This window comes from Nitratireductor sp. J20-h4, assembly GCF_056780505.1.
The window spans coordinates 4,121,493-4,148,439 of sequence record NZ_CM165557.1 but is presented as its reverse complement, the minus strand read 5'-3'; the positions used below and the strand labels follow the sequence as shown (position 1 = coordinate 4,148,439).

The 26,947-nt window shown below is 66.6% G+C and carries 31 protein-coding genes, 1 tRNA gene and 1 pseudogene; 19 read left to right on the top strand and 14 right to left on the bottom strand.

The genetic code is table 11. The features are described from left to right. Positions 1-57: 57 nt before the first annotated feature. The 3 genes from ACT2B0_RS20100 to ACT2B0_RS20090 form a co-directional block, all read right to left on the bottom strand. The gene (locus ACT2B0_RS20100) at positions 58-402 is read right to left on the bottom strand and encodes a hypothetical protein (RefSeq protein WP_473460030.1); all 345 of its coding nucleotides are present in this window, start codon (positions 400-402) and stop codon (positions 58-60) included. A 110-nt stretch (positions 403-512) separates the two neighbouring features. Next, complete coding sequence (locus ACT2B0_RS20095; protein WP_473460029.1) at positions 513-1,313, bottom strand: PhzF family phenazine biosynthesis protein; 801 nt, start codon at positions 1,311-1,313, stop codon at positions 513-515. A gap of 111 nt (positions 1,314-1,424) precedes the next feature. Continuing rightward, positions 1,425-2,114 carry a class I SAM-dependent methyltransferase gene (locus ACT2B0_RS20090; protein ID WP_481658427.1) on the bottom strand — a complete coding sequence of 230 codons (690 nt, stop codon included), beginning with the start codon at positions 2,112-2,114 and terminating at the stop codon, positions 1,425-1,427. Between the two features lie 315 nt (positions 2,115-2,429). Here ACT2B0_RS20090 and ACT2B0_RS20085 point away from each other — a divergent pair. Next, positions 2,430-3,615 (top strand): annotated as a pseudogene (locus ACT2B0_RS20085) (IS481 family transposase). Between the two features lie 43 nt (positions 3,616-3,658). Here the strand turns inward: ACT2B0_RS20085 and ACT2B0_RS20080 are convergent. After that, positions 3,659-3,734, bottom strand: a tRNA-Ala gene (locus ACT2B0_RS20080). A gap of 145 nt (positions 3,735-3,879) precedes the next feature. Beyond that, the gene (locus ACT2B0_RS20075; RefSeq protein WP_473460027.1) at positions 3,880-4,284 is read right to left on the bottom strand and encodes a TIGR02300 family protein; all 405 of its coding nucleotides are present in this window, start codon (positions 4,282-4,284) and stop codon (positions 3,880-3,882) included. A gap of 270 nt (positions 4,285-4,554) precedes the next feature. Here ACT2B0_RS20075 and aroA point away from each other — a divergent pair, with 270 nt between their 5' ends. The 5 genes from aroA (at position 4,555) to ACT2B0_RS20050 (ending at position 11,225) form a co-directional block, all read left to right on the top strand. Next, positions 4,555-5,895, top strand: coding sequence for a 3-phosphoshikimate 1-carboxyvinyltransferase (aroA, locus tag ACT2B0_RS20070; RefSeq protein ID WP_473460026.1), 1,341 nt, complete (start codon positions 4,555-4,557; stop codon positions 5,893-5,895). An 18-nt stretch (positions 5,896-5,913) separates the two neighbouring features. Continuing rightward, a complete protein-coding gene (locus ACT2B0_RS20065; RefSeq protein WP_473460025.1) occupies positions 5,914-6,618 on the top strand; it encodes an SDR family oxidoreductase in 705 nt (234 codons plus the stop codon). Then, positions 6,615-7,274 carry a (d)CMP kinase gene (cmk, locus tag ACT2B0_RS20060; protein WP_473460024.1) on the top strand — a complete coding sequence of 220 codons (660 nt, stop codon included), beginning with the start codon at positions 6,615-6,617 and terminating at the stop codon, positions 7,272-7,274. Before ACT2B0_RS20065 ends, cmk begins: the two co-directional genes overlap by 4 nt. Positions 7,275-7,484: 210 nt before the next feature. Continuing rightward, positions 7,485-9,185 (top strand): 30S ribosomal protein S1, encoded by a 1,701-nt coding sequence (gene rpsA / locus ACT2B0_RS20055; protein ID WP_473460023.1) that lies wholly within the window; start codon positions 7,485-7,487, stop codon positions 9,183-9,185. A gap of 300 nt (positions 9,186-9,485) precedes the next feature. Beyond that, positions 9,486-11,225 carry an alpha/beta fold hydrolase gene (locus ACT2B0_RS20050; protein WP_473460022.1) on the top strand — a complete coding sequence of 580 codons (1,740 nt, stop codon included), beginning with the start codon at positions 9,486-9,488 and terminating at the stop codon, positions 11,223-11,225. A 62-nt stretch (positions 11,226-11,287) separates the two neighbouring features. Here ACT2B0_RS20050 and ACT2B0_RS20045 read toward each other — a convergent pair whose 3' ends face one another. Both ACT2B0_RS20045 and ACT2B0_RS20040 read right to left on the bottom strand, forming a co-directional pair. Continuing rightward, positions 11,288-12,502, bottom strand: a complete 1,215-nt coding sequence (locus ACT2B0_RS20045) for a beta-ketoacyl-[acyl-carrier-protein] synthase family protein (protein WP_473460021.1) — start codon at positions 12,500-12,502, stop codon at positions 11,288-11,290. 1 nt (position 12,503) lies between these two features. Beyond that, complete coding sequence (locus ACT2B0_RS20040; protein WP_473460020.1) at positions 12,504-12,758, bottom strand: acyl carrier protein; 255 nt, start codon at positions 12,756-12,758, stop codon at positions 12,504-12,506. A 169-nt stretch (positions 12,759-12,927) separates the two neighbouring features. On the opposite strand from ACT2B0_RS20040, the gene ACT2B0_RS20035 reads away from it, so the two are divergent. The 4 genes from ACT2B0_RS20035 (at position 12,928) to ACT2B0_RS20020 (ending at position 15,104) form a co-directional block, all read left to right on the top strand. Next, a complete protein-coding gene (locus ACT2B0_RS20035) occupies positions 12,928-13,767 on the top strand; it encodes an urease accessory protein UreD (protein ID WP_473460019.1) in 840 nt (279 codons plus the stop codon). Positions 13,768-13,867: 100 nt separating this feature from the next. Beyond that, positions 13,868-14,221 (top strand): urease subunit gamma, encoded by a 354-nt coding sequence (locus ACT2B0_RS20030; RefSeq protein WP_473460018.1) that lies wholly within the window; start codon positions 13,868-13,870, stop codon positions 14,219-14,221. Beyond that, positions 14,218-14,802 (top strand): HupE/UreJ family protein, encoded by a 585-nt coding sequence (locus ACT2B0_RS20025; RefSeq protein ID WP_473460017.1) that lies wholly within the window; start codon positions 14,218-14,220, stop codon positions 14,800-14,802. Before ACT2B0_RS20030 ends, ACT2B0_RS20025 begins: the two co-directional genes overlap by 4 nt. Continuing rightward, positions 14,799-15,104 carry an urease subunit beta gene (locus tag ACT2B0_RS20020; RefSeq protein ID WP_473460016.1) on the top strand — a complete coding sequence of 102 codons (306 nt, stop codon included), beginning with the start codon at positions 14,799-14,801 and terminating at the stop codon, positions 15,102-15,104. Before ACT2B0_RS20025 ends, ACT2B0_RS20020 begins: the two co-directional genes overlap by 4 nt. Positions 15,105-15,144: 40 nt before the next feature. On the opposite strand, the gene ACT2B0_RS20015 is transcribed toward ACT2B0_RS20020, so the two are convergent. Further along, on the bottom strand, positions 15,145-15,633 hold the full coding sequence (locus ACT2B0_RS20015) for a hypothetical protein (protein ID WP_473460015.1): 489 nt from the start codon (positions 15,631-15,633) through the stop codon (positions 15,145-15,147). 98 nt (positions 15,634-15,731) lie between these two features. Between ACT2B0_RS20015 and ACT2B0_RS20010 the strand changes: the two genes are divergently transcribed. From ACT2B0_RS20010 to ACT2B0_RS19970, 9 genes are all read left to right on the top strand, one after another. Further along, complete coding sequence (locus ACT2B0_RS20010; protein WP_473460014.1) at positions 15,732-16,127, top strand: DUF6980 family protein; 396 nt, start codon at positions 15,732-15,734, stop codon at positions 16,125-16,127. Positions 16,128-16,131: 4 nt separating this feature from the next. Continuing rightward, complete coding sequence (ureC, locus tag ACT2B0_RS20005; protein WP_473460013.1) at positions 16,132-17,844, top strand: urease subunit alpha; 1,713 nt, start codon at positions 16,132-16,134, stop codon at positions 17,842-17,844. 357 nt (positions 17,845-18,201) lie between these two features. Then, positions 18,202-18,747: a peroxiredoxin gene (locus ACT2B0_RS20000; protein ID WP_473460012.1), complete on the top strand. Its 546-nt coding sequence runs from the start codon at positions 18,202-18,204 to the stop codon at positions 18,745-18,747. A 208-nt stretch (positions 18,748-18,955) separates the two neighbouring features. Beyond that, positions 18,956-19,558, top strand: coding sequence for a glutathione S-transferase family protein (locus ACT2B0_RS19995; RefSeq protein ID WP_473460011.1), 603 nt, complete (start codon positions 18,956-18,958; stop codon positions 19,556-19,558). After that, entirely contained in the window at positions 19,558-20,058 is a 501-nt protein-coding gene (locus ACT2B0_RS19990) for an urease accessory protein UreE (protein WP_473460010.1), read from the top strand. The genes ACT2B0_RS19995 and ACT2B0_RS19990 overlap by 1 nt, the downstream gene beginning before the upstream one ends. Positions 20,059-20,126: 68 nt before the next feature. After that, positions 20,127-20,408: a YrhK family protein gene (locus tag ACT2B0_RS19985; RefSeq protein ID WP_473460009.1), complete on the top strand. Its 282-nt coding sequence runs from the start codon at positions 20,127-20,129 to the stop codon at positions 20,406-20,408. Further along, positions 20,405-21,061 carry an urease accessory protein UreF gene (locus ACT2B0_RS19980; RefSeq protein WP_473460008.1) on the top strand — a complete coding sequence of 219 codons (657 nt, stop codon included), beginning with the start codon at positions 20,405-20,407 and terminating at the stop codon, positions 21,059-21,061. Before ACT2B0_RS19985 ends, ACT2B0_RS19980 begins: the two co-directional genes overlap by 4 nt. Further along, positions 21,058-21,735, top strand: a complete 678-nt coding sequence (gene ureG / locus ACT2B0_RS19975) for an urease accessory protein UreG (RefSeq protein ID WP_473460007.1) — start codon at positions 21,058-21,060, stop codon at positions 21,733-21,735. Before ACT2B0_RS19980 ends, ureG begins: the two co-directional genes overlap by 4 nt. Next, positions 21,732-22,508, top strand: coding sequence for a class II aldolase and adducin N-terminal domain-containing protein (locus ACT2B0_RS19970; protein WP_473460006.1), 777 nt, complete (start codon positions 21,732-21,734; stop codon positions 22,506-22,508). Before ureG ends, ACT2B0_RS19970 begins: the two co-directional genes overlap by 4 nt. A 69-nt stretch (positions 22,509-22,577) precedes the next feature. Here the strand turns inward: ACT2B0_RS19970 and ACT2B0_RS19965 are convergent, their stop codons facing one another. The 6 genes from ACT2B0_RS19965 to modB form a co-directional block, all read right to left on the bottom strand. Next, positions 22,578-23,198 (bottom strand): alpha-ketoglutarate-dependent dioxygenase AlkB, encoded by a 621-nt coding sequence (locus ACT2B0_RS19965; RefSeq protein WP_473460005.1) that lies wholly within the window; start codon positions 23,196-23,198, stop codon positions 22,578-22,580. A 90-nt stretch (positions 23,199-23,288) separates the two neighbouring features. Continuing rightward, a complete protein-coding gene (gene lysM, locus ACT2B0_RS19960) occupies positions 23,289-23,804 on the bottom strand; it encodes a peptidoglycan-binding protein LysM (protein WP_473460004.1) in 516 nt (171 codons plus the stop codon). Between the two features lie 158 nt (positions 23,805-23,962). Beyond that, positions 23,963-24,607, bottom strand: a complete 645-nt coding sequence (gene maiA / locus ACT2B0_RS19955) for a maleylacetoacetate isomerase (protein WP_473460003.1) — start codon at positions 24,605-24,607, stop codon at positions 23,963-23,965. Positions 24,608-24,702: 95 nt separating this feature from the next. Then, positions 24,703-25,044 (bottom strand): winged helix-turn-helix domain-containing protein, encoded by a 342-nt coding sequence (locus tag ACT2B0_RS19950; RefSeq protein WP_473460002.1) that lies wholly within the window; start codon positions 25,042-25,044, stop codon positions 24,703-24,705. Between the two features lie 88 nt (positions 25,045-25,132). Continuing rightward, positions 25,133-26,233 (bottom strand): molybdenum ABC transporter ATP-binding protein, encoded by a 1,101-nt coding sequence (gene modC / locus ACT2B0_RS19945; RefSeq protein WP_473460001.1) that lies wholly within the window; start codon positions 26,231-26,233, stop codon positions 25,133-25,135. Beyond that, a complete protein-coding gene (gene modB, locus ACT2B0_RS19940) occupies positions 26,230-26,931 on the bottom strand; it encodes a molybdate ABC transporter permease subunit (RefSeq protein WP_473460000.1) in 702 nt (233 codons plus the stop codon). Before modB ends, modC begins: the two co-directional genes overlap by 4 nt. Positions 26,932-26,947 lie beyond the last annotated feature (16 nt).

Genomic DNA, 26,947 nt, shown 5'->3' with positions numbered 1-26,947 from the left:
GATGTTTCTGAAAGTGCAGCGTCATGCGCCGGCAATGCCGGCGCGACCGAATGCGTGTCACGAGCGCCTGGCGGCGAGGGCGAGCAGAAAACCCGCGCCCGCCGCGAGGCCCAGAGCGCGCAACGGGCTGCGTTTCACGCTCGCCGTGAGCTTGCGTTCGAGAAGCGCGATGTCGGTGCGCAGCATGTTGACGGCTTCATGCGGCAGAGCCGCGACCGCGTTGCCCGTGCGAACCACGCTTTTTTTCGCCGTACCGGCCTTGTGCGCTCCGAGCGCGCCGATCGTTGCGGCGAGTTCGGAAATGTCGGTTTTCAGCTGCGCGATCTGCTCCTCGATCTGCTCGGTCGAGGGCTGCGCGGAGCCGTTTCCGGTTCTGGTGGCGGCGCTTTTGGTTTGTGCCATGTCGTGCCTCCTTTCGCTTTTGCTAACGCCCGATCGGCGCGAATGTTCCGAACCCGGAAGCGTTGGTGGCGGCGGCAGAGGGGTGCGGCGGCCCTGCCGTGGAGGCGCCGTTATGGCTTCTCGAAGTTCCCGAGATCGATCTCGGCCTTCATGAACGTCACCGCGTGACCGGCGATCAGCACTCGCTCGCCCTCGAGGATGCAGGCGAGACGGCCGCCGCGACGCGACGCCTGCCAGGCTGCAAGCCGCGCCTTGCCCAGTCGCTCGGCCCAGTAGGGCACCAGCGTCGCGTGGATCGAGCCGGTCACCGGGTCCTCGGGAATGCCGGCGCCGGGCGCGAAATAGCGCGACACGAAATCATCCGCGCTGCCCCTGGCGGTGATCGCCAGGCCCATCGGGAACAGGCGCGCGATCCGGGCGTGGTCGGGGATGAAGCCGCGGACTGCCGCCTCGTCCTCGAGCTCGACGAAAATATTCTCGAAATTTCGGAACTGCGCCTTGGGCGCCCGGTCGAAGACCCCGTCGAGCGCGTCCGGCAATCTCGCCAGCGGCTGCGGGTCGAAGCGCGGCAGGTCGAGACGGTAGCCGTCCTCGCCGCGCGTCACGCGCAAGGGTCCCGCCCGTGTCGAAAACGACAGCGGTCCGCTCGCCCGGTGCTGGCTGAAAAGCACATGCGCCGCAGCCAGCGTGGCATGCCCGCAGAAGTCGACCTCGTGCACCGGCGTGAACCAGCGCAGCTGCCAGTGCCCCGGCGCCTCGCCGGGGCAGGCGAAGGCCGTTTCGGCCAGATTGTTTTCTTCCGCGACCGCCTGCATGAGCGGGTCGGGCAGCCAGCGCTCCAGGATCAGCACCGCTGCCGGGTTGCCGGCGAACACGTGATCGGCGAAGGCGTCGACCTGATACATCAACATTGCCTGTGTCCTCCTTGCCGCAATCGAGCCATGCCATGTCCGGAGCCGGTCTTGTAGGCTCACACCGCCCGCGGCGTCGCGCCACACATGCCGTGAGCAACACCGCTGTCCTTAGCCGGCGGCCCGCCTGCAGATCATGATCAGCGACAGCGGATCGCCGCCATCCGCCTCGACCGGCTCGACGATCTTGCCCACGGCGAGACCGGCCGCGCCGATTTCTTCGGTCCACGACGAAAGCGTGCGGAAATACCAGGGCATTGTAGCCCACGCCTCGCCGCCCAATCCGGCGAAGCTTTCCGTTCGCCAACCGTCGCGATAGTTCGCGGCGGAACCGCTCCGCCAGGGATGCAGGGTCTGAATAACGATTGCGCCGCCGGGAACCAGCACGTGGGTGAGCGCCGCAAGCAGCGGCGAGAGAGCCTGGCCGAAAAGCGCGAAATTGCATGCGATCAGGTCGACCGCGCCCGGCAGGCGCGCGGGCTCGGCAATGATCGCCTCGTAGGAGAGATGAAGATAGGTCGAGCCGGGGTCGAGGCGCCGCGCGGTTGCGACCAGGTCGCGGCTTCCGTCGACGCCGACGACCCGGCAACCGATGCGTTCGACGAGCGCGCGTGTCAGCCAGCCCTCGCCGCAGCCCAGATCGAGCACGTGTCGCGGCCGCAGCCGGGCGATCGTCTCCACGATAGCCCGGTCGGTGCCGGCCCGCCTGCTGGCGATCCGGTTTTCCGCGATCGCTTGCGCCCAGCGCCCGGCATTGCGCTGCCAGCTGGTCGCGATCTGCGTCTCTTGATCGTCCGTCATGGGCAAACCCCGGCGTCCCGTTTGCGTGGATAGGATGAAACCGGCCCCGTCGCGCACGGGCGTTGCGGCCGACAAGCCTATCGCAGCATCATTCATACCGCCACCGCGTCCCGAACGGTGGCGATCCAAAGGGCCACCGCCCGCGCGGTCGCTTCGCATATCGGCCAGGCATTGCGCGCAGACCGAACATAACGTGCCAGCCAAAGCATCTCCGCGGGAAGCCGTAGCCTGCTAAGTCGGATGAGCGACCCGAGACATGGGTAACAAAACGTACCGGACACATGGGTAACAGTTTTGGCTTTGCCGGAGGTGTTGATGCCGTGGAGAGAAAGTTCGGCTATGGAGGAACGTCTTCGATTTGTTGCCCGCCTTCTGGAGGGCGAGAGCATGAGCGCCGTGTGCCGGTCTTTCGGGATATCCCGAAAGACCGGCTACAAAATCTTCGGCCGCTACAAGGCCGAGGGGCTGGAAGCTTTGTGCGACCGCTCGCGGCGGCCGGTGCGCTACGCCAACCAGCTGCCCGACCAGATCGAGCGGCTGATCGTCGAGTGCAAGCGCGACAAGCCGCACTGGGGCGCCAGGAAGATCAGGGAGCTTCTGGTCAGGAAGCTGGCCGGCGATGTGCGCATTCCGGCAAACAGCACGGTGCACGCGGTGCTCGACCGCCACGGCCTGGTCAAGCGCCCGGCAAAGGCGGCGCAACAAGGCTGCAGGCACGCCACTGTCGCAGGCCGCCCAGCCCAACGATCTGTGGTGCGCCGACTTCAAGGGCGAGTTCAAGCTCGGCAACCGGCGATACTGTTACCCCCTGACGGTCACCGACCAGGCCTCGCGCTACCTGCTTCTGGTCGAAGCCCTTGAATCGACCAGGCAGGATCCGGTCATCGAGGCCTTTGTCCGCCTCTTCAAGGAGCGCGGCCTGCCGATGGCTATCCGAAGCGACAACGGTGTGCCCTTCGCCTCCCCCAACGGGCTCTACAATTTGTCTAAGCTGTCGGTGTGGTGGCTCAGGCCGGGCATTGCGACCGAGCGCATCAGGCCGGGCCAGCCGCAGCAGAACGGCCGACACGAACGCATGCATCGCACCTTGAAGCAGGAGACCAGTCGGCCGCCGGGCATCAACGCCCTGCAGCAGCAGGACCGTTTCGATGCCTTCGTCAGCGAGTTCAACGAGGAAAGGCCGCATGAGGCCATCGACATGAGGGTTCCGGCCGAGGCCTACGCAGCCTCTTCAAGGCCCTATGACGGCCTGCCCGACCTGGACTACCCCTTCCACGACACGGACATCATGGTCACCGCATGCGGGCGTATTTGCATGCACAGAAAGAAAGACAATGTCTCGACCGTGCTCGCCGGTCACAGGCTCGGCATCAAGGAGGTCGACGACGGCATCTGGCTGATCAGCTTCATGCACTATGATCTGGGATATATCGACCTGGAGCAGAAAACATTGCAAACCATCGACAACCCGTTCGGCTCGAGATTGTCACCCATGTCTTAGGAACAATCTGTTACCCATGTCTCCGGGTCGTACAAGTATGATTTGGTGGAGCCAAGGGGAGTCGAACCCCTGACCTCTTGAATGCCATTCAAGCGCTCTCCCAACTGAGCTATGGCCCCACACTCCGGCCGAAACCGGCGCCGTTTCCGGCGAAGAGGTCGTCGCACCGCTTGGGTCGGTGCGTAAGTGCTGGCGGCTTCTATCGCCGCCAGACGCGAAGATCAAGCCCGCATGGGCGCGATCTGCGCGGGAATTTTTCGGCGATCAGGTTTCCTCGTCGTCCTCGCCGCCGACGCCGATGATGCCGGTGACATCGTCGTCGTCCTCATCCTCGCTGGCAAGGAAGGTATCGTCGTCGTCGTCGCCCAGATCGACATCGTCGTCGTCATCGCCGTCGATATCGGGAAGATCGCTGCTCTTGCCGGTCTCCTCCTCCTCGACCTCTTCGAGCGAAACCACCTCGGCGCCGGTCTCTTCCTCGCTCTCGGCTTCGGTTTCGACCTGCTCGACCTCTTCTTCTTCCTCCTCCACGGCCGCGCCGGCCTCGAAATAGGACAGCGGATAGGTCGTTCCGGTATAGGGGGACACGATCGGGTCCTTGCCCAGATCGTAGAATTTGCGACCCGTCTCGGGGCAAATGCGTTTGGTGCCTAGTTCGGGTTTTGCCACGGCAGCGCCTCGTCGCGATGTGGCCCGTTCCGGCCGGCCATATCGCCTGACGCCTCGGAAACGGGCATTTCATTGCTGAAAAAGATCGGTCCCCATAAACACAGTTTGGCGTGCTGTCAAAGCCAAATGCGGCCTTTGCCTGCACGGACTTCGCGGGCCCGGCCCGGCGGGGATGACCGGCGTGGAAAGCCGTGATAGGACACCGCCGCCCTTGCCGCCGGCACTTTGCCCGGCAATCGCGCTTCATACCCGCATCAGGATCGACAGACGATGAACGCTCCCACCACGCAGACGCCCGCCACCGCCCGCCGCTCCGGCGCGCTTGCCGGTCGCGTGCGCGTGCCTGGCGACAAGTCGATATCCCATCGCGCCTTGATGTTCGGCGGCCTGGCCTCCGGCGAAACGCGGGTTTCGGGCTTGCTGGAGGGCGAAGACGTGCTGCGCACCGGCGAGGCGATGACGGCTATGGGCGCGCGCATTGACCGCGACGGCGCCGACTGGGTGATAACCGGCACCGGCAATGGCTGCCTGCTCGAGCCAGAGGGGCCACTCGACTTCGGCAATGCCGGCACGGGTTCGCGCCTAACCATGGGCCTGGTCGGCCCTTACGACATGCCGGTGCGTTTCGTCGGCGATGCGTCGCTGTCGCAGCGGCCGATGGGCCGGGTGCTCGATCCGTTGCGGCAAATGGGCGTCCAGGTGCTGGAGGCGGCGGCCGGCGACCGCATGCCGCTCACCCTGCACGGGCCCAAACATGCCGCGCCGATCAGCTACCGCGTTCCAGTCGCCTCCGCGCAGGTCAAATCCGCCGTGCTTCTGGCCGGACTCAACGCCAGGGGCGTGACAACGGTGATCGAGCCGGTGATGACCCGCGACCATACCGAAAAGATGCTCGCCGGCTTCGGCGCCGCGATCGAGGTCGAGACCGACGCCGACGGCACCCGCCATATCCGCGTGGAAGGCCAGGGCCGGCTTACCGGCCAGGTGATCGCGGTGCCGGGCGACCCGTCCTCGGCCGCCTTTCCGCTGGTTGCCGCGCTGGTGGTGCCCGGGTCCGACATCACGATCGAAAACGTGCTCATGAACCCGACCCGCACCGGGCTGATCACGACGTTGATCGAGATGGGCGGCTCGATCGAGCTGATTGACCGGCGCATGGCCGGCGGCGAGGACGTCGCCGATCTGCGCGTGCGCGCTTCCGAGCTCAAGGGCGTCACGGTGCCGGCCGAGCGGGCGCCGTCGATGATCGATGAATATCCGGTGCTTGCCGTGGCCGCCGCCTTCGCCGAGGGCGAGACGCTGATGCAGGGGCTCGACGAATTGCGCGTGAAGGAAAGCGACCGGCTCGCCGCCGTCGCGCGCGGGCTGGAGGCCAATGGCGTCGACTGCACGGAGGGCGCCGACACGCTCGCGGTGCGCGGGCGCCCGGACGGCAAGGGGCTCGGCGGCGGCACGGTGGCAACCCATCTCGACCACCGCATCGCGATGAGCTTCCTGGTTCTGGGGCTGGCGAGCGAAAACCCGGTGGCGGTCGACGACCGGACGATGATCGCGACCAGCTTTCCCGAGTTCATGGACCTGATGACGGGGCTCGGCGCGGATCTGGCGTGAGGCGAAAGGGAGGCTGCAATGGGTGATCAGAAGGTCGCGATGATCGTCGCCGGCGGGTCCGGCATGGGCGCGGCGGCGGCGCGCAAGCTCGCCGAGGCCGGCTTTGCCGTGGCGGTGATGTCGTCGTCGGGCAAGGGCGAGGCGCTCGGCCGCGAACTGGGCGGGCTTGGCTTCACCGGATCCAATCTAAAGTCCGACGACCTCAAGCGCTTCGTCGACGAGACGATGGAGCGCTACGGCCGCGTGGACGCGGTCATAAACGGCGCCGGCCACGGTCCCAAGGGCGACGTGCTGGCGATCTCCGACGAGGACTGGCATCGCGGCATGGAGTTCTATCTGCTCAACGTCGTGCGCGTCGCCCGTCTCGTCACGCCGCTGATGCAGGCGCAAAAGGGCGGCGCAATCGTCAATATCTCGACCTATGCCACTTTCGAGCCGGAGGCGACGTTTCCCACCTCGGGCGTGTTCCGGGCCGGCCTTGCCGCCTTCACCAAGCTGTTTGCCGATCGCTACGCCGCCGACAATATCCGCATGAACAACGTGCTGCCGGGCTTCATCGATTCGCTGCCTGAAAAGGAAGACCGCCGCGCGCGCATTCCCGCCGGCCGCTACGGCACGGCCGAGGAAGTCGCGGAGCTGATCGCGTTTCTCGCCTCGGACAGATCATCCTATATTACCGGCCAGAATCTGCGCATCGACGGCGGCATCACCAGGTCGGTATGAGCAGCGCCTCCGCCCCGCTCGTCATCGCCATCGACGGTCCGGCCGCCTCCGGCAAAGGCACGCTGGCGCGTCGGTTGGCCGCGCATTACGGGCTGCGCCATCTCGATACCGGCCTGACCTATCGCGCCGTGGCGCAGCGCATGCTGACCTACGGGCTGCCGCTCGACAACGTGTCGGCGGCCGAGACGGCGGCCAGGCAAATCGACCTGGCCCAACTCGACCGCGAAGCGCTGTCGACGCACGCCATCGGCGAGGCCGCTTCCAAAGTAGCAGTGATGGCAAGCGTGCGTGCCATCCTGGTCGAGGCCCAGCGCGCCTTCGCGGCAGCGCTGCCCGGCGCGGTGCTCGACGGGCGCGACATCGGCACGGTGGTGTGTCCCGACGCGGCGGTGAAGCTCTACGTCACCGCCTCCGCCGACGTGCGCGCGACAAGGCGCCTGCGCGAGATCCTCGACCGCGGCGGTGCCGCGGACTACGCCGCGATCCTCGCCGATATCGAGCGTCGCGACGCCCGCGACATGGGACGGGCCGATTCGCCGCTGCGGCCGGCGGACGATGCGCACTTGCTCGATACGTCCGAAATGGATATAGAAACCGCGTTCCAGACGGCAAAAACGATCATCAACGACGTAATTGCCGGCCGAAACGGGAGCTGAAGCGAGGCGGCGCGCTGCTCGTCCCCCATGCGGGAAGGCAGGCGAACCGCTTTTTTGCTTTCGATCCAATCATTGTCCGTCCGCGTCCCGATGCACCGGACCGCCGCCAAAAGCGGCGATTTGCTCGCAAGAGCGGGGCGCGCAGACAGGCGAAACGCAACACGAACCGCCGGTGCCGCCCGCCAGACAGCCGGGCACCCAGGAGCTTCAATGTCACAATCCAATCCCACCCGCGATGATTTCGCGAGCCTTCTCGAAGAATCCTTCCAAGAAACCAATGCCGGCGAAGGCCAGGTCGTCAAGGGCATTGTCACGGCCATCGAGAAGGACATGGCCATCATCGATGTCGGCCTCAAGGTCGAAGGCCGCGTGCCGCTGAAGGAATTCGGCGCCAAGGCCAAGGACGGCCAGCTCAATGTCGGCGACACGGTCGAGGTCTATGTCGAGCGGATCGAAAACGCGCTCGGCGAAGCCATGCTCAGCCGCGACAAGGCGCGCCGCGAGGAAAGCTGGACGCGCCTGGAGGAGAAATTCTCCAAGGGCGAACGCGTCGAAGGCATCATCTTCAACCAGGTCAAGGGTGGCTTCACGGTCGATCTCGACGGCGCCGTCGCCTTCCTGCCGCGCAGCCAGGTCGACATCCGGCCGATCCGCGACGTCACCCCGCTGATGCACAATCCGCAGCCCTTCGAGATCCTGAAGATGGATCGCCGCCGCGGCAATATCGTCGTCTCGCGCCGCACCGTGCTCGAGGAGAGCCGTGCCGAGCAGCGTTCGGAGATCGTGCAGAATCTCGAGGAAGGCCAGGTCGTGGAAGGTGTTGTCAAGAACATCACCGATTACGGCGCCTTCGTCGATCTCGGCGGTATCGACGGCCTGCTGCATGTCACCGACATGGCGTGGCGCCGGGTCAACCATCCGACCGAGATCCTGTCGATCGGCCAGACGGTCAAGGTGCAGATCATCCGCATCAACCAGGAAACCCACCGCATCTCGCTGGGCATGAAGCAGCTCGAGGCGGATCCGTGGGAAGATATCGGCACCAAATATCCGCTCGGCAAGAAGATCACCGGCACCGTCACCAACATCACCGATTACGGCGCCTTCGTGGAGCTGGAACCGGGGATCGAGGGTCTTATCCACGTCTCGGAGATGTCGTGGACCAAGAAGAACGTGCATCCGGGCAAGATCCTGTCGACCACGCAGCAGGTCGACGTCGTGGTGCTCGAGGTCGACCCGCAGAAGCGCCGCATTTCGCTCGGCCTCAAGCAGACCCTGGAAAATCCGTGGGATGCGTTTGCCAGCAGCCATCCGGTCGGCGCGATCGTCGAGGGCGAGGTCAAGAACAAGACCGAGTTCGGCCTGTTCATCGGCCTGGAAGGCGACGTCGACGGCATGGTGCACCTGTCGGATCTCGACTGGGTGCGTCCGGGCGAGCAGGTGATCGAGGAGTACAATCGCGGCGACATGGTCAAGGCGCAGGTGCTCGACGTCGATACCGACAAGGAGCGCATCTCGCTCGGCATCAAGCAGCTTTCGCGTGACGCCGTCGGCGATGCAGCCGCGTCCGGCGATCTGCGCAAGAACGCGATCGTCACCTGCGAGGTCACCGCGATCAAGGATGGCGGCATCGAGGTCAAGCTGGTCGATCACGACCTGGAGGCCTTCATCCGTCGCTCCGACCTGTCGCGCGACCGCGACGAGCAGCGCCCCGAGCGTTTCGCGGTCGGCCAGAAGGTCGATGGCCGCGTGACCATGTTCGACAAGAAGACGCGCAAGATCAACGTGTCGATCAAGGCGCTGGAAATCGCCGAGGAGAAGCAGGCGGTGGCCCAGTTCGGGTCGACCGATTCCGGCGCCTCGCTCGGCGACATTCTCGGCGCCGCGCTCAAGAAGCAGGGCGACAACTAGTCCCTGCCCGAGCAGGCTCGAAACCAGACCCCGCCGGAGCGATCCGGCGGGGTTTTTTCGTGCGCGATCCCGCGCGACGGGACGCCCGACTTCGCCCGGCCGGCGGCGAACCGCAAATATTCCACATTCGCGGGCCAGGATCGGGATTGGCCAAGGCCGGGGACGGATCGATACCGTTCGCGTTCGCCGGACTGTCGCGCAAAGCCGGGATAGTCGCTAGAACGATAGCCACGGCAACAGGTTTTCCAGACGCGCGGGTGGGTTATGTTTGGCAGGTTTCTGACGTTCCCGGTCTTTTCGATGGCCAAAGGCCTTCGCGCCATCGGGCTGGCGGCGGCATTGGGTGCGAGTACACTTGGCGCGGCGGGCGCGGCCGATCCGCTGCTCGGCGTCAGGATCGAACAGGCGGTTGTCGAGGGCGATCTCGACGCGGCGATCGCGTTGCTGGAAACAGCCCGTGCTGACGAAACCGATCCGCGCACCATCCGCGACCTGCTTTCACGCCTGGCCGAACTACAGGAGCTTAAGGGCGACCGAAGGGCGGCCGCGCAGGCCCGCGCGGACCTTGCCGCGCAGATCGGCGCCAGCGATGGACGAAGCGCCCCCGACCTGGTGCCCGTGCTGCAGGCGCTGGCCAACGATCAGCGCGCGCTGGGCGATCCTGCGGCCGCGATCGCGACGCTCGAGCGGGCGCTGGAGATCGCGCGCGAGGCGGCGCTGGACCAGGCGATCCCGCCCCTTCTGCGGGAACTCACAGCGATCGCCGAGGCGGCGGACGACGGCGCCGTCGCCCAAGCGGCCGAACGCGCGGTTGCCAGCCATGAGGAAAACATGCGCCGGCTCGAGGAAAGCAGCCGCGCCTTCGATCCCGACCCCGAAAAGGAATTCACCCGGGTCAAGATCTACTACGCCACGGACCGGGCGCGCTCGGGCAGCGTGGCGCCGAACGAATTTTACGGCGGGCAGCGCGGCGAGCTGGAACTGGGCACGGCGACGGTGAGCATTCCCGAGCAGCACCGCCCGGGCCAGATCGAGAAACCGTCCTGGTGGACCTTTCAGTTCCGCGAGGATCCGGAACGGCACGTGGTTTTGCAGTCGGTCAGCCCGGGTTCGCCCGACCGGGTGTTCGGCGAAATGCGCGAGCAGGCCGCCGCCTCCGGCTCGCAAGAAGCCTTCGTGTTCGTGCACGGTTTCAACGTGCCGTTCCACGAAGCGGCCAAACGCACCGCCCAGATGGCCTACGACATGAATTTCGACGGTCTGCCGGTGCTTTATTCCTGGCCCTCGCGCGGCTCGGTGATGAGCTATATCGCCGACACGGCGGTGGTGAACCTGTCGGGTCGGCGCCTGAGCCGCTTTCTGGAGGATCTGGTCGCCAAGTCGGGCGCGACGCGCATTCACCTGATCGCCCATTCGATGGGCAACCGCGCCATGACCGACGCGCTGGAACTGTTCGCGCTGCGCTACCAGGGCCGGAACCCCGCCTTCGATCAGGTGCTGTTTACCGCACCCGATCTCGACGCCGGGCTGTTCGCCGAGATGATGAAGACAATCCGCCCGATCGCCAACCGCATCACACTCTACGCCTCGAACAAGGATTGGGCGCTGGCGGTGTCGCGACAGCTGCACGGCGACGCGCCGCGCGCCGGCCAGGGCGGTCGCAGCATCCTGCACACGGCCGAGGTCGACAGTATCGACATGACGGGAATCGGCGAGGACATGCTCAAGCACAGCTACTATGCCAACAACCCCTCGGCGCTGACCGACATTCTGTCCCTGTTCTGGCGCGACGCGCCGCCGGACAAGCGTTGCGGCATGCAAAAGGCGAAAGGCGAGAACGGGTCCTACTGGATCTATTCGCCGGCCGCGTGCGGCGACGACAATGTGTTGTTGTCGACGCTGTCCTATCTGCGCCGCGGCAGCGTGGTCAGCATCAGGGACGCGCGGCTTTTCCTGAACCGCTTCATCATGCCGGCGACTGCCGACCCGGAGGAACGCTCGAAACTCGAAAAGGCGCTCGGCAAGCTGTTTGGAAGCTGACCCGCGCCGGCGGGGCAGCAGGCGCCAGACAGCCGGCTGGCCAAAACCGCTTCGCGCCGCGGTCAGATCCGCTTGACGGCGACGACCGCGTTGGTGCCGCCGAAGGCAAAGGCGTTGCTGATCGCCGCGCGCACGTCGCGCCGCCGGGCCTGGTTCGGCGTCACGTCGAGCGGGCAGTCGGGATCGGCCTCGCGATATCCGATGGTCGGCGGCACGATGCCCTCGCGCACCGCCATGACGCAGGCGATCATTTCCAACGCACCGGAAGCGCCGAGGCAATGCGCGTGCATCGACTTGGTCGAGGACACCGACAGACCGCGGGCATGATCGCCAAACACGGCCTCGATCGCCTCGGTCTCAATCTTGTCGTTGGCCTTGGTCGCCGTGCCGTGAGCGTTGACATAGTCGACTTCGTCGACCGCAAGCCCGGCGTCGGCGAGGCAGGCGCGCATGGCGGCCGCCGGACCCGCGACGCCCGGCGCGACGATGTCGGAGGCGTCGGCCGACATGCCGACGCCGGCAAGCTCGGCCAGGATCGGGGCCCCGCGGCGGCGGGCATGGTCGTAGGTCTCCAGCACCGCCACGCCCGCGCCCTCGCCAAGCACCAGGCCGTCGCGATCTGCCGAAAACGGGCGGCAGGCCTGTTTGGCCAGGACGCGCAGCGATTCCCATGCCTTCATGACGCCGTAGACCAGCGGCGCGTCGGCGCCGCCGGCCACCATCACGTCGGCACGCCCGGCCCGCAACTGGTCGAGGGCGGCGGCGAAGGCATGGTTGGAAGACGAGCAGGCCGAGGTCACGCCGAAGACGGGGCCGCGCAGGCCGTTCACCATGCTGACCTGTCCGGCGGCCGCACCCGGCATGACGCGCGGCACGGTGAAGACGTTGGCACGCTTCTTTCCCTCCAGAAAGACCGCGCGATAGCTTTCCTCGATCGCCTCCCAGCCGCATATGCCGGTCCCGATCACCGCGCCGATGCGATGCTCATTCTCGGGCGTGACCTCGATCCTGGCGTGGCGCAGGGCTTCGCGCGCGGCGATCGCCGCCAGCAGGCTGAAGCGGTCCATCGTGACAAGTTGGCGCCGCTCGAGCCCGTGGTCCGGCAATTCCGCGATCTCGCCGCCGATGGTCACTTTCAAATCATGCAGCGGGACCGTCGTCAGCGGGCCGATCCCCTGCCGGCCGGCAATCATCGACTGCCAGATCGCCCCGACGTCGGTGCCCAGCGCGCAAATGCCGCCCAGCCCCGTTATGACGATACGGTCGAGGTCCGACATGTCAGGACTTGGCTTCGATCAGGGCACGCACGGCCTTGACGACGTCGCCGACATTCTTGAGCCTGCTCCAGGCCTCCGAGGTGTTCATCTCCACCTCAATGTCGTATTTTTCCTCGATGTCGAAGATGATCTCGGTCAGTTCCAGGGAATGGATCCCGAGTTCCATCAACTCGGTTTCATCGGTGATCTCGGTCTTGTCGAGACCGGCATGGTCAGCGATCTTGTCAAGAATGTCGTCGGTCAGTTGATCGCTCATCGATCCTCGGATCCCTCTGCACGGCACATATGCGTACGCTGTCTTTGTGTGTTCTAGACGCTTACCCTTCCAGCTACAATAAGACGGCGGACGCTTTGCCCCGGCCTTGTGCAGGCCGCTCGACAATTGGCGAGCGTGGGTTAATGTCGGCCGGCGCGGAGCCGCGACAATGGACGTTGTGATGGACATGCCGGCCGATTGCCTGCCTCAGCGCGCCGACGGGCATGCGCGGCTTGTCGTTCAGCGCGCGGCCGCACGCACGCGCCTGCGCGATCTGCATCAGGCCGGCGCGGCCAAGATCCGCCTGCCGAGGCAAGACCGCGATCCGATGGAGGCGGTGCTGATCAACACGGCCGGCGGCCTGACCGGCGGCGACCGCCTCGCCTGGTCGATCGAGGCCGGCCCCGAAACGACGCTGTCGGTGACGAACCAGGCCTGCGAGAAAATCTATCGCACCAGCGGCGACGTCGCCCGGATCACCTGCACGATCCGGGCCGGCGCAGATAGCCGCATCGCGTGGCTGCCGCAGGAGACGATCCTGTTCGACCGCTCGGCGCTCACGCGACAAATCGATGTCGAGCTCGACATCGGCGCGCAAGGCCTGTTCGTGGAAGCGATCCTGTTCGGTCGCCTGGCGATGGGCGAGCGCATCGGCGACACGCTGGTGCGCGACCGCTGGCGCGTGCGCAGCCGGGGCCGCCTCGTTCATGCCGAGGATTTCGCGCTGGACGGTCCGGCCGCCAATCTCATCGCGCATCCCTGCGCGCTCGATGGCCGTCTGGCGATGGCGACGGTGCTCAAGGTGGGCGGCGCGCCCGAGCGGCTGCTTTCGACCGCGCGCGCGATCGTCGCCGAAGAGGGCGGCGTCAGTGCCTGGCAGGTAGCGGGAACTGGCAAGCTTCTTGCGAGGGTCCTTGCACGGGACGGCTACGCGCTCAGGAAACGGCTGGTCCCGCTGATCGCTTTGCTCAACGATGAGGCGGGTGTGCCCAAATCATGGTCAATCTGACGCACAAGACCGGGCGGCGTGTTCGCTGTCACATCATCACCGGCGCCGGGGCGGCGCGCGCAAACACGGCCAGCTTCGATCCCGGCCCGGAACGACGCCCATGCACCTGACGCCGCGGGAAAAGGACAAGCTGTTGATCGCCATGGCGGCCATGGTGGCGCGGCGGCGCCTGGAGCGCGGCGTCAAGCTCAACCATCCCGAGGCGATCGCGCTGATCAGCGATTTCGTCGTGGAGGGCGCGCGCGACGGCCGCCAGGTTGCCGAACTGATGGAAGCCGGCGCGCACGTCGTGACCCGCAACCAGGTGATGGAGGGCGTGGCCGAGATGATCCACGACGTCCAAGTCGAGGCAACCTTTCCCGACGGGGTCAAGCTGGTCACCGTGCACGAGCCGATCCGTGCCCCCGGGCCTGGGGAAGCGTCGACGAGCCCGCAAAAAGGAGCGTCCCGATGAAGCGATCCGCCATCCCGATTGCCATGTCGATCCTCGCAGCCTCCGCAACACCCGCTCTTGCCCATCTCGGGCCGGACATTGATGGCGCGCTCGCCGCCGGCTTCGCGCACCCGTTTTCGGGCGCGGACCACGCGCTGGCGATGATGGCGACCGGAGTTTGGGCCGCCTCGCTCGGCGGACGGGCGCTGTGGCGACTACCACTCGCCTTCATTACGATCATGATCGCCGGCTTTTTCCTGGCGCGTGCGGGTATCCCGTTGCCGTTCGTCGAACCCGCCATTTTGGCGTCCGTCATCGCGATCGGCCTGTTTGCCGCCCTGGCCCTGCCCGTTCCGGTTCCTGGCGCGGCCATCGTCGTCGGCCTGTTCGCGCTGTTTCACGGCCACGCGCACGGCACAGAATTGGGCAACGCCAGCGGCTACACCATAGGGTTTGTCGCGGCGACCGCGTTGCTTGTGGCAGCGGGCGGCGCGCTCGTGCGGGCAGGCGGCCGGCATCGCCACCATGCACGGCGCCTGATTGCACGCGGCGTTGGGGCAGCGACCGTGCTCGCCGGCGCGTGGCTGGCGCTCGCCTCATGATTCCCGGCCAGATCATCACCGCCGAAGGCGAGATCGAGCTCAACGCGGGCGCCCGCAGCCTGACGCTCAAGGTCGCAAACAGCGGCGACCGTCCGGTCCAGGTCGGCAGCCACTATCATTTCTTCGAGGCCAATGCCGGGCTGATATTCGACCGCGATGCCGCGCGCGGCATGCGCCTCGACATTCCCGCCGGCACCGCGGTGCGCTTCGAGCCGGGCCAGGAGCGCGACGTGACGCTGATCCCGTTCGCCGGCGCGCGCCGGGTCTACGGGTTTCGGCAACTGGTGATGGGAAAACTGTGAGATGACAGGCCTGCCCGCCCTGCCCCCAACCGCGCCGCCTCTAGCGGGCGGGTTTGGCGGCGGCGAAGACGGTGGCCCCGTTCTGGTCGTCGAACTCGACCGCGAGCACGTCCCGGATCATCACCGAACGCGAATCGATCGCATGGTAAAGCATGGCGTTACCTTCGATCTCGCGGCGCAGATCGGCGATCTCCTTGGCATATTCTTCCAGCTTGCCGTCGATCTCGCTCGGCGCGTTGTCGTCGGCCGCGTCGGGAAGAAAAATGATGTCGATGCGCTCGAGGTTGAACCGGTGGCGCACTTCCCTGGCGTTCGCAGCGGTGTTTTCGATCGCCTTGACGATGCGCTCCGGCGCAGCGGCGGCCTGCTGTTCCTCTTCCACGACATCCGAGCCGACAATGGTCTCGATCGCCTTCTTGCTGTCGAGACCCTGGGCGGCCAACGGCGTGACCGACATCGCGGCGGCAACAAGCAGCGCGCCGACGGCCAAATGAAATGCTCCGGCCTCACCGTCCATCGTCTCAAACATCGCCTCATCTCTCCTTACCGCTCATATCTGGCGCGCACGCGACCCGATGGCCCGAACGCGGCACGCGTCATTGTCGTTCCCAATCCGTCGAGAATGTGATGTCGAGCCGGCTGTTTCCCGATTTTCGTGTTTTGTGGCTCGATCCCGGCGGCATATCACCGGATTTCGCCACCCCGAGCGTGCGCCATTGCTGCACGCAGATGACGAACGCTCTCAGCAATGACTGCGCCGAACACGCCGACGATCCGTTCGCCTGTCCCGATATGCTGATCGCCTATAGTGCCGTTTTCGACGAGTACGGCCTGATCGTGCACGACGGCGGCGCCTCCACCGTTCTGATCGGCCACTGCCCCTGGTGCGGGACCAGACTGCCCCAAAGCCAGCGCGACCGCTGGTTCGACGCGCTCGAGGCGCTGGGGTTCGACGATCCGCTCGCCGACCCGATCCCCGCGCGTTATCGAAGCGCCGCCTGGCGACGGGACGAGGAAGGATAGGACGATGCCGGCAAGACTCTCGCGTTCCGCCTACGCGCAAATGTTCGGCCCCACGGTCGGCGACAGGATAAGGCTGGCCGACACGGAACTCTTCGTCGAGGTCGAGAAGGATTTCACCGTCTATGGCGAGGAGGTGAAGTTCGGCGGCGGCAAGGTGGTGCGCGACGGCATGGGCCAGAGCCAGGCAAGCCGCGCCCAGGGCGCGGTCGACACCGTCATCACCAATGCGGTGATCGTCGACGCGAGCGGCATCGTCAAGGCCGATATCGGGCTCAGAAACGGGCGTATCGCGGCGATCGGCAAGGCCGGCAATCCCGACACGCAGGCCGGCGTCGATATCGTCATCGGCCCGGGAACCGAGGCGATCGCGGGCGAAGGCCGGATCGTGACGGCGGGCGGCGTCGACGCCCATATCCACTTCATCTGCCCGCAGCAGATCGAGGAGGCGCTGATGGCGGGCGTGACGACCATGCTCGGCGGCGGCACCGGCCCTGCCCACGGCACGCTCGCCACCACCTGCACGCCGGGGCCCTGGCATATCGGCCGCATGATCCAGTCCTTCGACGCCTTCCCGATGAATATCGGCCTGGCGGCCAAGGGCAACGCATCCCTGCCCGCGGCGTTGCACGAAATGGTGCTGGGCGGCGCCTGCGCGCTGAAGCTGCACGAGGATTGGGGCACGACGCCGGCCGCCATCGACACCTGTCTGCAGGTGGCCGACGAGCACGATGTTCAGGTGATGATCCATACCGACACGCTGAACGAGTCCGGCTTCGTGGAAACCACGATCGACGCCTTCAAGGGGCGCACGATCCACGCCTACCATACCGAAGGCGCCGGTGGCGGCCATGCGCCCGACATCATCAAGATCTGCGGGCTCGCCAACGTGATCCCGTCTTCGACCAATCCGACCCGGCCCTACACCGTCAACACCATTGCCGAGCATCTCGACATGCTGATGGTGTGCCATCACCTGTCGCCGACGATTCCCGAAGACATTGCCTTCGCCGAAAGCCGCATCCGCAAGGAGACCATCGCTGCCGAGGACATCCTGCACGATCTCGGCGCGTTCTCGATCATCTCGTCGGACAGCCAGGCGATGGGCCGGGTCGGCGAGGTGCTGATCCGCACCTGGCAGACCGCCGACAAGATGAAACGCCAGCGCGGCCGGCTGGCCGAGGAAACCGGCGACAACGACAATCTGCGCGTGCGCCGCTACATCGCCAAATACACCATCAACCCGGCGATCGCGCAAGGCATGGCGGCCGAAATCGGCTCGGTGACGGCCGGCAAACGCGCCGATCTCGTGCTCTGGAATCCGGCTTTTTTCGGCGTCAAGCCGGAGATGGTGCTGGTTGGCGGCATGATCGCGGCCGCCCCGATGGGCGACCCCAACGCCTCGATCCCGACACCGCAGCCGGTGCATATGCGGCCGATGTTCGCCGCCTTCGGGCGCGCGCCGGCGGCTTCGTCGGTCACCTTCGTGTCGAAGGCAGCACTCGCGGCGGGGCTGAAGGACGCGCTCGGCGTCGACAAGGCGATGGTCGCCGTCGACAACACCCGCGGCGGGATCGGCAAGAAGGCGATGGTGCTCAACGACGCGACCCCCGATATCGAGGTCGACCCGGAAACCTACGACGTGCGCGCCGACGGCGAATTGCTGACCTGCGAACCGGCGCGCGTGCTGCCGATGGCACAGCGCTATTTTCTGTTTTAGACCGGTTTATGCCCCACGGCGCGACGTCAAAGGCGCCGGGAGGCGGCATGGTCGTTTCCGGCCAGCGCGCCGGCGTACTGTCTGGCAAATGCCGAAACCCGAAAGCGTCTCGGTCCAGCTCGGCCGACCGGGCGTGGCGATCGCGATCGCCTCGGATACGACGATGCCGCTCGCACGCCCGACTGGCTGCAACGGTTTGCCGCGCTGCGAAGGGCTTCACTTCGCCGGTGCGACATGGTCTATCCCCGAGAGTTTCCGGCCACCTCTCCTCCCGGCGGCCGGAAATCCCAAAACGTCCCGCGCGATGCCGCCTGGTTCTTCTCGGGCGCCGCCGGACATTGCTTGAAGGAGTTGCAGATGACCGTCAGAAAAGTTCCCGACGTTACCTTTCGTACCCGCGTGCGCGACGAGTCCATTGAGGGACCCAATCCGTTCCGCTGGCAGGACAAGACCAGCGCCGAGTATTTCGCCGGCAAACGGGTCGTCCTGTTCTCGCTGCCGGGCGCCTTCACGCCGACCTGCTCGACCTACCAGCTTCCCGATTTCGAGAAGCTCTATGACGAGTTCAAGGCCCTCGGCATCGACGCGATCTACTGCATCTCGGTCAACGACGCCTTCGTCATGAACGCCTGGGGCAAGGCGCAGGGGCTCAAGAATGTCGAGCTCATTCCCGACGGCTCGGGCGAGTTCACGCGCAAGATGGGCATGCTGGTGGCCAAGGACAATCTCGGCTTCGGCATGCGCTCCTGGCGCTACGGCGCCGTCGTCAACGACGGCGTGGTGGAAAAGTGGTTCGAAGAGGAAGGGTTCTCCGACAATTGCGAGAGCGACCCCTACGGCGCGTCCTCGCCGCAGACCATTCTCGAGGCGCTGAAGACGGACAAGGTGGCCGACGCGGCCTGACCCTTCGCGATCGACGATCGAGCAAACCCCGGCCGCCGCGCGCGCCGGGGTTTGTTTTTGCGCGAAAAATCCGCGTCTTCCACGTCGCCTTCGTTGCCTTTGCCCTGATCCACCAGATATCGTGGATCTGGCGTCTGTTCGCTACGCCGGGTTAGGGCGAACATCCAAGACCAAGACGCGGGAAGGCCGCGGCGGAGGGCGACACATCATGTACAAGGCCGTCGGATCGCGTGGATCGCGGGTCAGCCGCGTGTTGTGGATGCTGGAAGAACTCGGCCAGCCCTACGAATACGTCGAGATCAAGATCCGCTCGCCCGAAGCGTTTGCGCTCAACCCCTCCGGCAAGGTGCCGATGCTGATCGACGACGACACCGTGGTGACGGATTCGGCGGCGATCTGCTGCTATCTCGCCGAAAAACACGCCGACAAGGGCATGGGTCCGGAGCCGGGGCTGGCCGGTCGGGCCGAATTGGACAGCTGGATGTTCTTTCTGCAATCGGAGCTCGAGGCGCCGTTGTGGAACAAGCTGCGCCACCGTTTCCTGCTGCCGCAGGCGCTGCGCGCCGACGTCGGCCCGGCGACGGCGCATGATTTCGCCACCGAGGTCGCGGCGCTCGACCGGCGTCTTGCAGACCGCGACTACGCGCTCGGCGATCGATTTTCCGCCGCCGACGTGATGCTGGGCGATATCGGCGCCTGGGCACGCGGCGCAAAATTCGCGATCGGTTCCGAACGGGTCAACGCCTATCTGGACCGGGTGCTGGCGCGGCCGGCCCGTGCGCGCGCGCAGGCCGTCGGCGGCGGGTTCTGATGCTTCGGACAAGCCATTTCCGGCGCGCCGGCGACATCGCCGCCGACCCGACGCGGCCGGTTCCCTTCGACACGGCGGTGCTGGCGCATGACGAGCGCCATCTGCGCCGCAAGACGGTCGCGCTTGCCCGTGGCGACAGGCTGCTGGTCGACTTTGCCGAGACGGTCGTGCTGGAGGGCGGGGACGTGCTGGTGCTCGACGACGGCCGCCATGCCGAAATCGTCGCCGCCGAAGAAGAGCTCTACGACATCCGGGGCCACGACCGGCTGCATCTGAGCGAACTCGCCTGGCATATCGGCAACCGGCACCTGGCCGCCCAGATCGGGGAGGACAGGATCGTCATCCTGCGCGACCATGTCATCCGCGCGATGCTGGAAGGGCTGGGCGCGCAGGTGCGCGAGATCGCAGGACCGTTCAGCCCCCTACGCGGCGCCTATGCGGGGCACCGCCATGCTCACGGTCCGGCCACGCCGGGCCCTGACGTAGAAGGCCATGGCTGAATGCCCTTTGCGGCAGCGCACGCAAGGCGGCTACGGCCATGCGCACGCCACAGGGAGACCCCGACACCATGACCCTTTTCGACCCCGACAATCGGAGCCGCTCCGAACGCCATCGCCGGCTCTACGCCGCCTACGAGCTCGGTTATACGTGCGTCGACTTTTCGGCCGCGCTGCTGTTCCTCGTCGGCTCGGTGCTGTTTTTCTATCCTTCCGTGGAGACCATCGCGATCTGGTTTTTCGTCGTCGGCTCGGCATTTTTCGGTCTGAAGCCGACAATCCGGCTCGCCCGCGAGCTCCATTATCTCAGGATCGGCGATCTCGACGATCTGGAAGCCGCGGCAAAGCGGTGACGCACGATCTGCTGCGGCTGTTGGCCTGGCTGTCGCCGAGCTTCCCGGTCGGGTCGTTCAGCTACAGCCATGGGCTCGAAAGCGCGGTCGAGGCGGGACAGGTCGGCGACAGGGACGGCTTGCGCGACTGGATCGACATGGTTCTGCGACGGGGATCGGGCTGGAACGACGCGGTGGTATTGTGCGACGCCTGGCGGCGGGCCGGGGATGGCGGCGACCTCGCCGAGCTCAACGCGCTCGCCGAGGCGCTGGCCGGCTCGAAGGAACGCCATCTGGAATCGACGCTGCAGGGCGCGGCCTTTCGCGACGCGGTGGCCGCCTGGTCCTGTCCCGCGCTCGACGCGCTGCCGGAGGGCTGCGTCTATTGCGTCGCCGTCGGTGCTGCGGCACGCGACCATGGCATCGCGTGTCAAGCAGCCGTCGCCGCCTTCCTGCAGGCCTTCGCCTCGAACCTGCTGCAGGCGGCGATCCGCCTCGGCGTCATCGGCCAGACCGCGGGCGTAGCGCTGCTTGCCGAACTGGAAGAGACCGTCACCGCCACCGCGCGCCGCGCCGCGACATCGAGCCTTGACGATCTCGGCTCGCTGACGATCATGGCGGAGGTCGCCGCGATGCGGCACGAAACGCTTTATTCAAGGCTGTTCCGCTCATGACACAACCGCATGGACCGCTGCGCGTGGGGATTGGAGGGCCGGTCGGCTCCGGCAAGACCACCCTGACGGAAAAACTGTGCAAGGCGCTGCGCGCGGAGTTCTCGATCGGCGTGGTCACCAACGACATCTACACCACCGAGGACGCGCAAATGCTGGCGCGCCTGCAGGCGATCGCCGAGGACCGGATCGTCGGGGTCGAGACCGGCGGCTGCCCGCACACCGCGATCCGCGAGGACGCCTCGATCAATCTGCAGGCGATCGCCGGCCTGAGCCGGAAGTTTCCCGATCTCGACATCGTCTTCATCGAATCGGGCGGCGACAATCTGGCCGCCACCTTTTCGCCGGATCTCGCCGATCTCACGCTTTACGTCATCTCCGTGTGCCAGGGCGGCGACATTCCGCGCAAGGGCGGTCCAGGCATCACGCGCTCGGACTATCTCGTCATCAACAAGGCCGATCTCGCGCCGCATGTGCATGTCGATCTGGGCGCGATGGAAGCCGACGCGGCGCGCATGCGCCGCGGCAGGCCGTACGGTTTCACCGATCTGTCGCGCGGCGACGGCGTCGCGGCGATTGTCGATTTCATCGTTGAGGCTGGCGGCCTGCGCGGCGCGGCGGCAACGCCGGAGCCGGCACCGCGTCACGATCGGAACCACACAGGAGCCCTGTCATGAGCGTCATTGCAGCGCCTTCCCGCCAACGGCCGGGCGCCAATTTGCCCTTCGCGGAGGAACGGGCCGACCTGGCCGCCGCCTTGCGCTGGACGGCCCGGCTCGGCATGCACGAGGCGGTCGCGAACCATTTCTCGCTGGCGCTCGATCAGGCCGGCCGGCGCTTCCTGTTGAACCCAAACATGATGCATTTTTCCCGCATCAAGGCGAGCGACCTGATCGAACTCGACGCCTTGGACCCCGACACGATGAACCGCCCCGACGCGCCCGACCCGACGGCCTGGGGCCTGCATGGCGCGCTGCATCGCGACTGCCCCCATGCGCGCTGCGTGATGCATGTGCACTCCGTCCATGCGACCGTTCTCGCCTCTCTCGCCGACTCCACCCTGCCGCCGATCGACCAGACCTCGGCCATGTTTTTCGAACGCGTGGTGGTGGACGAGCAGTATGGCGGACTTGCCTTCGCGGAGGAGGGCGCGCGCTGCGCCGCGCTTCTCAGCGATCCCAGGGTCAAGGTGATGGTGATGGGCAATCACGGGGTGCTGGTGATCGGCGCCACGGTCGCGGAGACTTTCGACCGGCTCTATTATTTCGAACGCGCCTGCGAAACCTACGTCAAGGCGCTGTGGACCGGAAAGACGCTGCGTCGGCTGCCCGACACGGTGGCGCGCACGGTGGCCGAGCAGATGGACGCCTATCCGGTCGCCGCCGCCCGACGTCATCTCGACGAGCTGAAGGCGATCCTCGACGAGGAAGGCTCGACCTACCGGAACTGAGCAGACCCGGCACCTGACAGCGGCGATACAGCGGCGATCGACGCCGTTTCGGTCCAAGGCGGAACGCGGCTACGGGGTCGGCCTGGTCACGCGGCGCAGGGTCAAATTGATGCGCCCCGGCTGCTTCAGCAGGTCCGACGTGCCGGGATAGATACGGTCGACGCCGTGATAGCAAAGCCGTCCCTCGCCGCCGAGCACGACGAGGTCGCCGCTTTGCAGCCTGATCGAAACGGTGCCGCCGCCGCGTTTGGCGCCGCCGACCCGGAACAGGCAGGCATCGCCGAGCGAGATCGACAGCACGGGCGCGGCGAATTCAACTTCGTCGCGATCCTGATGCAGGCCCATCCTGGCGCCCGGCGCGTAAAAATTCACCAGGCAGGCCTCGGGCGGATGCGGGTAGGCGGAAAGAGCCTCCCAGGTCGCGGTGAGAAGCGGCGGGATTGCCGGCCACGGCCGGCCCGTTATGGGATGGGTAGGCTGGTAGCGGTAACCGCCGTCGCGGTCGGTCACCCAACCGAGCCGGCCGCAATTGGTCATGCGCACGCTCAGCGGCTTGCCGGTTCGCGGCATTGCGGGCGTGTAGAGCGGCGCCTCGGCAACGACGGCGCGTATGTCCTCCACCAGCGCGGCCTGGGCGGTCGGCGTCAGATAGCTGGCGATGTGGCGCACACCTGGCGGCAGTTCCGTCATGTCGACCTTCTCGGGTTCTCTCGAATGCAAAACGGCGGAACCCATGTTCCGCCGCTTCGTCGTTGGCAACCCGAAACCGGATCCGGCGGTTCAGGTCGAGGCCAAATCCGGAATCCGCAGGACCTGACCGGGATAGATCTTGTCGGGGTCCGACAACATCGGCCGGTTGGCCTCGAAGATCACCGTATACTTGGCGCCCTTGCCCTTGCCGTAATGCGCCTCGGCGATCTTCCACAGATTCTGGCCCTTCTCGACCGTGTGGAAAACCGGGGTCTTGGCCGGCGCGGCCGCGGCGACCAGCTCGGTCATGTCGACGCTGTCGAGCTTCAGCCCGGATTCCGGCGCGACCACCTTGAGTTCGCTCGCCTCGACCTTGGAGATGCCGAGCGTGTTGCCGACCGCGATCACCGCCTTTTCGAAGGCGGACTGGTCGGAAACCACGCCCTTCAGCACAACCTTGTCACCCTGAACCTCGACATCGACCTTGTCGGTGCCGAGCCTGTGGGAATCGAGTTCCTTTTTCACCGATCCGGCATCTGGCGCCTCGTCGTCGCCTCCGATGCCGATTTTCTTGCCGACGGATTTGACGAAGTCGAAAAGTCCCATGGCGCTACCGCTCCAGTGTGATGATCCTGCCGGAAATCTTGCATCTGGAGACGACAAAGGGAAGACCCCGGGCGTGTTTTGCGGCGCGTCCCCGCGATCGGGAGAGACAATGATGCCATTTTCCCGCCCCGCTCCTGTGAGCTTTGGCAAGGAAACCTTCAGCCGGCGTCGCCCTGCGCCTCCGGGCGGGCGGCGCGGAAGGCCTCAAGCGCGTCGCAGGCATCGGCAATGCGCGTGATGGTGGGATAGGCGTCGAGCGGACAGTCGAAACGCCTGGCGTTGTAGACCTGCGGCACGAGGAAGGCGTCGGCCAGTGTCGGCGTGTCGGCGAAGGCGAAGCGTCCGGCCAGCCCCGAGGCGACAAGCTGGGCTTCCAGCGCCTCGAAGCCGACGGCGATCCAGTGCCGGTACCAGTCGAGCCGGACGTCGTCGCCAAGCTGCAGCGGGCCGGTCAGATGGTTGAGGACGCGCAGATTGTTGAGCGGGTGAATGTCACAGGCGACCGCGGCCATCAGCGTGCGCACATAGGCGCGATGCACGGGCGTTTCGGGCAGCAGGGGCGGGTCTGGATATTTTTCCTCGAGATATTCGCAGATCGCGATCGATTGCGTGACGACGCTGCCGTCGTCCTCGAGCGCCGGCACCAGGCCTTGCGGATTGACGGCGCGATAGCTTGAAGAACGGTGTTCGCCGCCATTCCTGGCCAGATGGACAAAGGTCGGCTCGAAAGACAGCCCCTTGAGGGCAAGCGCGATCCGCACCCGGTAGGCGGCGGAGGAACGGAAATAGGTGTAGAGTTTCACAGCCGGACGATCCCGCGGGTAATTACAATCCGATCTGGGTCGGCCATTTCCACGCCAAGGTCAAGCCTTCGCGGCGGCCGCAGTCCGGGCAAGGTTCACCCGGCGTCGATTTCCGCCTGCAGGGCGCTGATATGGCCGGCGGCGGCGCTGCTGGCGGCCTCCTCGATGGCGCGAAAGCGTTTCACCACTGCCAGCCCGACCGGCGTCAATTCGGCGCCGCCGCCGCGCTTGCCGCCGGTGCGGGCGGCGACCAGCGGCTTGCCGAAGATGCGGTTCATCTCCTCGACCAGATCCCAGGCGCGCTTGTAGGACATGGCCATGTCGCGCGCAGCGGCCGAGATCGAGCCGCTGGCGGCGATGTTTTCGAGGAGCGCGATCTTGCCCGGGCCGATGCGGCCTTCGGGGTCGAGGTCGATCCGCAAACTCAGGGTCGGCATGTGGGCCTCGCGAAACCGGCGTTGCCCCGGTCCTAATCCATGCTGCCGGGCGGGGCAATCCTTGGAGCCTGGCGGGCGGCGCTGTCCCTCAGCGGGTGCGAAACGTCGCCAGGCCGCCGCGATCGAAGCTGACCGACTTGACGACGGCAAAGACCGGGCGGCCCGGCGAGAGCTCGAGCAGGCGTTCGGACTGGCGGGTGATGCGCGCCACCAGCGTCTGGCCGCCGCAATCGATGAAGGCGTCGACGGCGGCGCCGGCGCGCGGCTCCAGGGTCCGGATCGTGCCCTCGATGACGTTGAGCGCCGACAGGCCGCGCGGCCGCTCGGTCGCCACCATCACGTCGCGGGCGCGAATGCGGATCCTGACGCGCTTGCCCGGCTCGGCGTCGAGGCGCGGCAGACGCAGCGCGCCGGCGCCCGTGTCGATGACCGTCAGCTCGAACGTCTCGTCGTGGCTGGCTACTACGCCGTCGAGCACGGCGCCGCCTTCGCCCTGCTCGTCTTCCGGCAACAGGTCGAGGCGCTGCATGATGGCATCGGTGGGACCGGCCGCGCGCACCGCGCCGCCGGCCAGCACCACCATGTCGGTCGCCAGGCGCGACACTTCCGCCAGCGCGTGGCTGACATAGAGGATCGGCACCGCCGCCTCGTCGCGCAGCCGCTCGACATAGGGCAGGATTTCCGCCTTGCGCGCCTCGTCGAGCGCGGCCAGCGGCTCGTCCATCAGCAACAGCCGGGGGCTGGCCAGCAGCGCCCGACCGATTGCCACGCGCTGTTTTTCGCCACCCGACAGCGCCTCGGGGCGGCGCGCCAGAAGATGGCCGATGCCGAGCAGGTCGACGACATGGTCGAACCGCGCATAGCGCTCGGCCGGCGGGATATGGCGCTCGCCGTAACGCAGGTTCTGGGCGACGCTCATATGCGGAAACAGCCGCGCGTCCTGGAACACGTAGCCGATGCGGCGGCGATGGACAGGCAAGGCAACGCGACGCGCGGTGTCGACAAGCACGCGCTCGTCGACCGCGACGCGGCCGCGATCGGGACGGATCAACCCGGCGACGATGTTGACCAGCGTCGTCTTGCCGGAACCTGACGGGCCGAACAGCGCCGTCAGGCGGCCGGCGCTCTCGAAGCAGCAATCGAGCGTGAAGGCGCCCTGGCGATGGGTAACGTCGAGCGAGAACATCAATCCGCCCCGGCGCCGCGTCCGGCGCGCCGGGCGAGGAACTCGGAGACGACCAGCGCCGCCATGGCGATCGCCACCGACACCGCGGTGAGCCGCAGCGCGCCGCCCTCGCCGCCCGGCACCTGCAGGAAGGTGTAGATCGCCGACGGCAGCGTCTGGGTTTCGCCGGGAATGTTGGAGACGAAGGTGATGGTGGCGCCGAATTCGCCCATCGCCTTGGCGAAGGCGAGCACCGTGCCGGCAAGGATGCCCGGCAGGATCAGCGGCAGGGTCACGGTCAAAAACACCTGCAGCGGATTGGCGCCCAGCGTTCCGGCCGCCTGCTCGAGCCGTCGGTCGACGGATTCGATCGACAGGCGGATCGCCCTGACCATCAGCGGAAACCCCATTACGGCGGCGGCCAGCGCCGCGCCCGTCCAGCGAAAGGCGAAGACGATGCCGAACTGCTCGGCGAGGAAGGAACCGAACGGGCCCTGCCGCCCGAAGCCCAGCAGGAGCGCGTAGCCGGTAACGACCGGCGGCAGGATCAGCGGCAGGTGCACCGCGCCGTTGAGCAGCGCCTTGCCCCAGAAGCGGCCGCGCGCCAGAAGCAGCGCCACAGCGATCCCGAAGGGCAGGCTCGCCGCCACCGCCCACAGCGCCACCTTGAGCGACAGGCGCACCGCCGTCCATTCCTGCGGGCCGAGGCCGAGCCAGTCCATCGTCAGCGCGGCGGCG